At 65.6% G+C, this 8,029-nt stretch carries 7 protein-coding genes; 6 read left to right on the forward strand and 1 reads right to left on the reverse strand.

What is annotated here, in order from left to right; all coding sequences use genetic code 11:
• Positions 1 to 29: 29 nt before the first annotated feature.
• The 6 genes from TQ98_RS27440 to TQ98_RS27465 are packed head-to-tail and all read left to right on the forward strand — an operon-like array spanning position 30 to position 6,989.
• Positions 30 to 2,216 carry a tail fiber protein gene (locus tag TQ98_RS27440; protein ID WP_044871973.1) on the forward strand — a complete coding sequence of 729 codons (2,187 nt, stop codon included), beginning with the start codon at positions 30 to 32 and terminating at the stop codon, positions 2,214 to 2,216.
• A 30-nt stretch (positions 2,217 to 2,246) separates the two neighbouring features.
• On the forward strand, positions 2,247 to 4,985 hold the full coding sequence (locus tag TQ98_RS27445; protein ID WP_052659177.1) for a hypothetical protein: 2,739 nt from the start codon (positions 2,247 to 2,249) through the stop codon (positions 4,983 to 4,985).
• Entirely contained in the window at positions 4,982 to 5,476 is a 495-nt protein-coding gene (locus TQ98_RS27450) for an XkdW family protein (RefSeq protein ID WP_146036047.1), read from the forward strand. The genes TQ98_RS27445 and TQ98_RS27450 overlap by 4 nt, the downstream gene beginning before the upstream one ends.
• Positions 5,477 to 5,533: 57 nt before the next feature.
• A complete protein-coding gene (locus tag TQ98_RS27455; RefSeq protein ID WP_044871972.1) occupies positions 5,534 to 6,103 on the forward strand; it encodes a glycoside hydrolase family 19 protein in 570 nt (189 codons plus the stop codon).
• Complete coding sequence (locus TQ98_RS27460; RefSeq protein ID WP_044871971.1) at positions 6,100 to 6,456, forward strand: DUF6527 family protein; 357 nt, start codon at positions 6,100 to 6,102, stop codon at positions 6,454 to 6,456. The genes TQ98_RS27455 and TQ98_RS27460 overlap by 4 nt, the downstream gene beginning before the upstream one ends.
• Entirely contained in the window at positions 6,444 to 6,989 is a 546-nt protein-coding gene (locus TQ98_RS27465) for a DUF2514 family protein (RefSeq protein ID WP_044871970.1), read from the forward strand. The genes TQ98_RS27460 and TQ98_RS27465 overlap by 13 nt, the downstream gene beginning before the upstream one ends.
• A 38-nt stretch (positions 6,990 to 7,027) precedes the next feature.
• On the opposite strand, the gene TQ98_RS27470 is transcribed toward TQ98_RS27465, so the two are convergent.
• Positions 7,028 to 7,789 (reverse strand): hypothetical protein, encoded by a 762-nt coding sequence (locus tag TQ98_RS27470; RefSeq protein WP_044871969.1) that lies wholly within the window; start codon positions 7,787 to 7,789, stop codon positions 7,028 to 7,030.
• Between the last annotated feature and the right edge of the window lie 240 nt (positions 7,790 to 8,029).

Below are 8,029 nucleotides of genomic sequence, written 5' to 3' on the forward strand. Positions count from 1 at the left end.
GGCGGCCTGCCGCCGGGTAGGGAGCTTTCATGCTGAAATTTTTGAACAACTGGTCGGCGACCTTGCTCGCGCCCCTCACGGCGGAGGCGCTGTCGATGTCGGTCGATGCCGGCGAAGCGGCCAAGCTGACGGGGCTGGGGTCTGGCGACCATTACCTGCTGACCCTCAGCGAGGCGGATTCCACTGGCCAGGAGATCGACTGGGAGATCGTCAAGGTCACGGCCAACGTCGGTGGAACGCTGACCATCGAGCGCAACCAGGAAAGCAGCGGGGCGCGCCCCTGGCCCACGGATACCCCCGTGAGCATCCGCCTGACGGCCGGCGGGCTAGTCGGACTGGGGCAGTCCACCGGCGGCAGCGACCAGGTCGGCGATTGGCTGACGTCATCTGCCACCCCAGGGGCCGGCTGGCTGGCGGCCGACGGTAGCGCGAAGGCGAAGAGCACGTATCCGGCCCTGCATGCCGTGCTGGGAGACCGCCTGGCCCGCTTGCGCCGTTCCGCCGTGCTGCGGTCGCAGGCAACCGGCACGCCGGGGCCTATCAGCAAAGGCGGCGGCGTCTATCTGCTGAGCTTCCCTGGCACGAACCAGCTGATGCGCAGTGCCGACGGTGGCACGACCTGGTCGGCGGTCGCGCTGGTCGACGGCTCCGGTACCAGCGTTCTGGTCAACGGCCTGACCTACGGCGCCGGGGTATTCGTGGCGGTGGGCAGCTCCGGGCGGATCGGCTACAGCGCCGATGGCCGGACCTGGACCCTGGCTACCTCGCCGTTCTCCTCCACGGTGGTGCGTGGCGTGACCTTTGCGGCTGGGTTGTTCGTCGCGGTCGCGGACTCCGGCAAGCTGGCCACCAGCCCTGACGGTGCCAACTGGACCCTGCGCACCAGCCAGTTCGGTACCAGTGCGGTCCTGGGTGTTGCGTACAGCGTCGGCCGATTCGTCATTGTTGGCGCCGCGGGCAAGGTCGCCTACAGCGCCGATGGCGAGACTTGGACCCTGGGCACCTCCGGCAGCAGTAGCACGCTCAACGCGGTTGGGGCGGTGGCCGGCGGCTTTGTCACCTATGACTCGTCGCTGGCGTACACCAGCAGCGACGGTAATACCTGGACCAGCAACACTCCGGGAATCGGGGCCCACGACGCCTTCGTCGCCAGCGGCGGGCGCGTGCTGCTTTCCGGCTCCACCGTGCTGGAAACGACCGATGGCGTGACCTGGACGCCGTTCAGCAACCCGCTCCCCGGCGGCATCGATGTCCTGGCCTTCTTTGATGACGGCGTTCTGGAGATAGTGGGCGGCGGCAATGCCACGTACTTCTTTCGTCCTGCGGGCGGCGCCTGGGCGCGGCGGTTCAACCTGGCCGGCACGTCGGATATCAGCGCCATCGCCCATGGCGCGGGCAAGTACGTGGCGATCTCCACGAGCGGTGACCTGGTCGTCAGCACCGACGCCGTGACCTGGACGCGAGTCGAAACGACGGCCACCGTGGCGGCGGTCTCCGCCGTCTACGGTAATGGCCTGTTCGTGGTGGGGTGTACCTCCGGCCGCATCATGACCAGTGCCGACGCCGAGACCTGGACCGTAACCACCCTCAGCGGTGTGACCGGCTCGGCCGGCGTGACCGCATTCGGGGGCGGGCGCTTCGCCATCATTTTCGGCAACACCTGTGCCAGCAGTGCGGATGGGGCGACCTGGACCCTGGCAACGGTAACCGGTGGTGGGACCGCCCTGCTGGCCTATGGTGCTGGGCGCTGGGTGCTGACCACGAACAGCTCCATCGTCATGACCAGCCCGGATGCGATCACCTGGACCACGCACTTCGACGTGATGGGTCGCCCCACGGCGCTGGCCTTCGGCAATGGCTGGTTTGTCGCGGTCGACTCCGCGCGAGTGCACATCTCTCGCGAGGGGTTGTCCTGGGAAGTGGTGGGTCCGGCGCCGCCGGAGGCATTGCATTTGGCCTTTGGGGATGGCGTCTTTGTCCTCGTCTGCGCGCACCCCAAGGTCTACACGTCCGAGGATGGCGAGCGCTGGGAAGGTCTCTTGTGGTCCTTCCCCAGCGAGGACGCGCCGGCTCCCAAGCGGGTGTTGGCCGCCGGGGGCCGAGCCCTGATCGCGGGCACTGGTGGCTACCTGGCCACCTACACCCCGGACTTCAACATGAGCACGCACTTCGTCCTGCCGCTCGGCGGGCGTCGCGACTTCATCAAAGCCCTGTAACGCCTCTCTGACCTCAAGGAGCAGCCAGCCATGCAGCCGGCCCGCCTAGACCTGCCCGTTATTCAGGGTGCGACCTTCCGCCAGATCCTGCGCATCATGCAGCCGGAGCTGGCGTACCGTCCGATTACCGCCATCGCCAGCACCTCGCCTGTGCGCCTGTCCGTCGACCACGACCTGCCGACCGACTGGCCGGTGTGGGTGCGCGGCGTGCAGGGCATGCCCGACCTCAACCGTGAAGTGACGCGGCAGCGCCCGCACCTGGCCCGGGTGGTGGATGCCCAGCACCTGGACATCAACCTGTTGGCCGCCACCGGCCTGCTGCCCAAGGGCGGTGAGCTGAGCTACTACCTGCCGGTGGACCTGGCCGGCGCCACCGCGACCCTGAAGGTGCTGGACGCTGCCGGCGCCGAACTGCTCAGCCTGGTGCCGACCGTCCATGCCGGCGGCTGGGTGGAGATCCTGCTCACCGACGAGGAGACCGCCGCCCTGGCCTGGAAGGAGGGCGCCTGGTTCCTCGATCTGGCATTCCCCAATGGGGAGAGTTACCGCGCAGCCACCGGCAAGGCCACGGTCTATCCGGCCGGCACGGTGCCGTCAGGCAACTGCGACAGCGCCTGGGTACTCACCGCCGGTGCCCAGGGCGTTCCGGGCGTTCCTGGCCCGATTGGCCCGGCCTTCAAGGTCGACGCATCGGGCCCGCTGGCCGATCGCGGGCTGTACGACGCCGAAGGCGAGGGCTTCTCTTTCCTGGCCACCGACACGGGCGACCTCTACCTGCGCGAGGGCGCGGCCGGCGGCTGGTCGGCGGGCGTGCCCTTCCAGGGCCCGGAGGGCGTGCCTGGGGATGACGGCCGCAGCATCATCAGCGTGGCGATCAATGGTGCCGGCCACCTGATCATCACCTATAGCGACGGCACCACCAGCGATGCCGGCGCTATGCCGACGGCGCCGACCGTATGGGGCACCATCGGCGGCACCCTGCTGGACCAGGATGACTTGGCCCTGGCTCTTTCCGGCAAAGCGACAGCTGCCCAGGGTGCCAAGGCTGACAGTGCGGTACAGCCTGCAGACCTGGCGCCGGTGGCCACCAGCGGCAGCTATGCCGACCTCAGCGGCAAGCCGTTCATCCCGAGTACGCCGGGCGACGTCGGCGCCGCCACCGCCGCGCAGGGGGCCAAGGCGGACACCGCCGTGCAGCCGGCTACCCTGACTGCTGGCCTGGCCGGCAAGGTGGACAAGGAAGCGGGCAAGGGCCTGTCGCAGGAGAACTTCACCAGCGCTGAAAAGGCCAAGCTGGCCAGCCTGGAGTCCACTCACTTCAAGGGCGCGTTCGCCAGCCTGGCCGCCTTGCAGGCTGCACTCCCTACTGCCGTGGCGGGCGACTACGCCGACGTCGATGCGGGCGTGGGCAGCGACACCGTGCGCTATATCTGGGACGTCAGCGACAGCGCGTGGGTGCCGTCGGGCAGCGGCTCGCCGCTGACGGCTGCGCAGATCAAGACGCTGTACGAGTCCAACCCCGACACCAACCCCTTTACTGATGCGGAAGAGGCCAAGCTGGCCGGTATCGCCACCGAAGCGACCAAAAACAGCAATACCGACGAACTGGCGGAAGGCGCGACCAACCAGTACTTCACTGCCGCCCGGGTTCGAGCCGTGGTGCTGACTGGCTTGAGCCTGGCAACTAGCGCCGCAATCGCGGCGACGGACACAGTGCTGGGCGCCCTGGGCAAGCTGCAGGCGCAGATCACCGCGCACTTCGGTTCCGGCGGGTCGGCCCATGCTGATGCCACCACCAGCGCCTCGGGCTTCATGAGCGCATCGGACAAGACCAAGCTCAACGGTATCGCGGCGAACGCGACGGCCAACGATACCGACGCGAACCTGAAGAACCGGACCAACCACACCGGCACTCAATCGGCCAGCACCATCAGCGACTTCAGTGAAGCGGTGGATGACCGTGTGGCGGCGCTGCTCGTCCAGGGCAGCAACATCACCCTGACCTACGACGACGCGGCGGGCACACTCACTATCGCCGCTGCTGGCGGTGGGAGTGGCGGCGACCTGCTGGCGACCCTGGTCAATGCCGAGGTCGCCATCTCTGCCGCTACGACCTTGACCTCCGGGGCGTTTGGCAAGATGCACACCGTGACAGGCACCACGGCCGATTACGCCGTTGGCTTGCCGGCGGTTTCAGGGAACGGCGGGAAGCTCATCGGCCTACGCATGAGCTCGGCGCTCACCAAGTTCATCACGGTCGACGGCAACGCCAGCGAATTGATTGACGGGGCGCTGACCCGGGTGATGTGGAAACACGAGGTGGCCATCCTGTATTGCGATGGCACCGCCTGGATCAAATTGGGTGGTAAGACCGTGCCGATGGTGGCCGAGGCCACGCGCTCAACGGGCGATACGACCGGCATCGGCGTGACCAAGCTTATCGACCTCGACACCGCCAGTAACGACCCGGCGGGGCTGGTCGACCTGTCCGGCGACCGGATCAACATCAAACGCACCGGCAGCTACCTGACCACCTTCCAGTGCGTCTTTCCTAGCGGCGGCACCGCTTCGACGCGGCAGGCGCGCCTCGACCGCAACGGCGCGAATATCAACAGCTGCGGCCCCGACTCCGGCGGGCGCACGGCGCGCGGCTCACTGCCGGTGACGCATACGGCCGGTGACTATATCCAGCTCAGCGCGTTCCAGAACAACGGCACCGAGTCGGTCGCCAGCAACATCCTCTCCATCGTCGAGGTGCCCACGTGGTGATTTACGAAGCTATTGCCTACCTGCACCCGGAGCTTATGGTTCTGGAGGATTACGAGATCCGCGATAGCGGCAATGGGCCGGAACTGGTGCGCTGGCCGGAAGGCGTTCCATTTCCCTCTGACAGCGAGCAGCTGGCCGCCCTGTTCGTGGTCACCCGGCAGCGCAAGCTAGACGAGATCAACCGGCTGTATGAAGGCGAGTTCGCCGCAATCAAACGGCAATACCCGGATGCCGAGCGCGAATCTTGGCCGATTCAGTTGCGCGAGGCTGAGCTGCTACTGACGAACCCGCAGGCGGCCACGCCCTTCCTGGACGCCCTGCTGATGGCGCGCGCCTTTGGCGAAAACAAGGTCGAGTTGGCGGATAAGGTGAGGGCGAAGAACGAGGCCTACGCGGGCCTCAGTGCCGCCCTGACTGGGAAGCGCCACAAGCTGGAGCGTCAGCTGGTGCTGGCCGAGACGCTGGAGCAGGTCCAGTCCGTCGTCTGGTAGCCGTCGCTGTTCCATCCCAACCCCGCCCTGGCGGGGTTTTTCATTTCTGGAGGACGCATGGAGATCACCAAGGAGCAGCTGCTCCAGATCCTGCCGAACGCCGGCAGCAAGCGGGCGGCGCTGTTCGCGACCGCGATCAACGGGGCGGTGCGGCGCTGGGCGATCGATACGCCCAAGCGCATGGCGGCTTTCCTGGCCCAGGTCGGCCACGAGTCGGGGCACCTGCAGTACGTGCGCGAGCTGGGCGGCACCGCCTACCTGGCCAAGTACGACACCGGCAAATTAGCCGAGCGGCTGGGAAACACCCCAGAGGCCGACGGCGATGGCCAGTTCTACCGTGGGCGCGGGCTGATCCAGATCACCGGACGGGCCAACTACCTGGCCTGCAGCTTGGCGCTGTTCAGTGACACCCGCTTGCTGGCTCAGCCCCAGCTGCTGGAGGAGCCTGATTGGGCGGTGCATTCGGCTGGGTGGTTCTGGAATAGCAAGGGCCTGAACCCCTTGGCCGATACCGGCGAGTTCCTGCGCATCACCCGCGTGATCAACGGTGGCACCAACGGCCTGGCTGAGCGCCGCGAGATCTGGGCGCGGGCGCGCCAGGTGCTGGGTGTGGGGGTGGCGGCATGACGGGCTTCGTCCGATTGTCAGCAGTGCTCAAGCAGGGCCAGGCCGGCACCCTGTTTTTCCACTGCCCTGGATGCGATGGCTTGCACGGGGTGCGTATTGGCGTGGGCGCTGGTCCGCGTTGGGATTGGGACGGCAACGTCCACCGCCCGACCTTCTCTCCATCCGTCCTGGTGCGGACTGGCCGCGCGGTCGATCCGTCATTCGTTCCAGAGCCTGGAGATCCGCCGGAGGTGTGTCATTCCTTCGTCCGTGGTGGGCAGATCCAGTTCCTGGATGACTGCACTCACGCCCTGGCCGGGAAGACGGTGGATCTGCCGGTGTTGCCGGAGGAGGGCGCCCGATGGGATGGGTGAAAGTGTTGCCGTCCTGGTGCTGGTGGTTGGTTGCCCTGGCACTGGTGGCCGGGTTGCAGCAACTGCGGTTCGCTGACCTGCAGATCGATGTCGCTAGCGCGACTGCCGGCAAGGTTGAGGCGGAAAAGGGGCTCAGCGACTACCGCCTGGAGGTTGCCGAGCGCGACCGCCGGGTCGCAGCGCGGGCCCGAACTGAAGAGCAACGCCGCCAGAAGGCGATAGATGAGGTGGGGAATGAAGCGGAAGGGAAGCTGGAAGCGGCTCGGACCGATGCTACTCGGGCTGGCGATGCTCTACAGCGGCTGCAGCAGCGATTCGACGAAGCCGAGCGAAGGAGCCGCGCCTGCGGCAATTCCCTTACTGCCCAGCTCAGCCAGGCAGCCGAAGGTGAGGCCCGAATGCGAGCCGACGTGCTCGGCCGGCTTGGAGAGGCTGCTCGACTCTATGCTTCTGAAGCCGACGAGCGGGGAGTAGCGGGGAGGGCTTGTGAGGTGGCCTATGAGCGTGTGAGGGAAGGGGGAGGCGGGGAATGAAAAGCCCCGCAAATGCGGGGCTTTTTAGATGCTTGGCACTACTTCTGCTCAGCAGGCGGTGCCGCAAACATCTCCTGAAGGGCTGCTTGAAGCGCCATCTTTTCGTCATCACTCCATTTGCGGCTGGGGTGGCCGGTGGGGGCGGACAGGGTGGGGCCATTCTGAAGTGCATGCAGCGCGTCAGCCATGCTGTCGCGAGCATCTTTTAGCGGAGTAACAATCCCAGTCGCAAGTTCCATAAGGCTTCCCCCCTCGTTGAGCATTCGCTCGGCGTCTTGCAGCGTAGCTTCGTCTTTAGTCAGATTGCTAATGCCGGAGTGTAGTTCCACATAGCGCGTCGTGCCCCCAGTAAAAGGGTCGCTTACTCCGGCTGTATCGATTGCCCGCATACTGCAGCCGTTCTTGGCGAAGCAGTCGCGAGCGAAAAACTTACCACTCCCCGAGAATCTGGCGCTATCGCCGTGAGTCACACAGTGGCCCCAGTCATAAAGAACACGACCAGCGGTAGTAATTAGGCAGATGTTCACATCTGTCCAGACTCCGGGGGCTACCTCACGTTCGGTTGGCGGCGGCGGGGTAACCATCGGAAGCGGCTGCTTGAACCAGGTCTTCCATAGGCTAATAAGCAGCCCGTCGCCCGCAAACACAATTGCACCATAGCGCGAAACTGAAATCTTCTCGAAGCCCGTATCGTCAATGAAAGCTACGTGGGTTGGATTGTTCGCGTTCGGCAGTGGTATCGACCAGCGCGAGTCACTCGTTACTTGCAGCTTTACCCTATCGATAGCGTTCGTAGTCATCCATGGCAGCCTTGTTCTTGAGGTCGCGCAATTATCCTGACCGTAATTGGTCAGTCAATGGCAGTACGCCATTAATTTTTCATGGCTTCAGGGTCTGGGCGCCGAAAGTGGCCGACTGGTTCGTACCAATTTCCGTACCACTGCCGGCGTAAATGGGCGGAATTGAACGGAGCGGGGCGCTTTTGGTCTACGTGGTTCGCGGGTTCTAGTCGCCGTGACACGCGCCCCTAATCGCAGGAT

Origin of the sequence: Pseudomonas sp. LFM046, from assembly GCF_000949385.2 — a bacterium.
Classification (GTDB): Bacteria; Pseudomonadota; Gammaproteobacteria; order Pseudomonadales; family Pseudomonadaceae; genus Metapseudomonas.

Bases quoted from the DNA above. Each gene is read 5' to 3' on its own strand.
- TQ98_RS27440 (WP_044871973.1), top strand. From the start codon at position 30: ATGCTGAAATTTTTGAACAACTGGTCGGCGACCTTGCTCGCGCCCCTC.
- TQ98_RS27445 (WP_052659177.1), top strand. From the start codon at position 2,247: ATGCAGCCGGCCCGCCTAGACCTGCCCGTTATTCAGGGTGCGACCTTC.
- TQ98_RS27455 (WP_044871972.1), top strand. From the start codon at position 5,534: ATGGAGATCACCAAGGAGCAGCTGCTCCAGATCCTGCCGAACGCCGGC.
- TQ98_RS27460 (WP_044871971.1), top strand. From the start codon at position 6,100: ATGACGGGCTTCGTCCGATTGTCAGCAGTGCTCAAGCAGGGCCAGGCC.
- TQ98_RS27465 (WP_044871970.1), top strand. From the start codon at position 6,444: ATGGGATGGGTGAAAGTGTTGCCGTCCTGGTGCTGGTGGTTGGTTGCC.
- TQ98_RS27470 (WP_044871969.1), bottom strand. From the start codon at position 7,789: ATGACTACGAACGCTATCGATAGGGTAAAGCTGCAAGTAACGAGTGAC.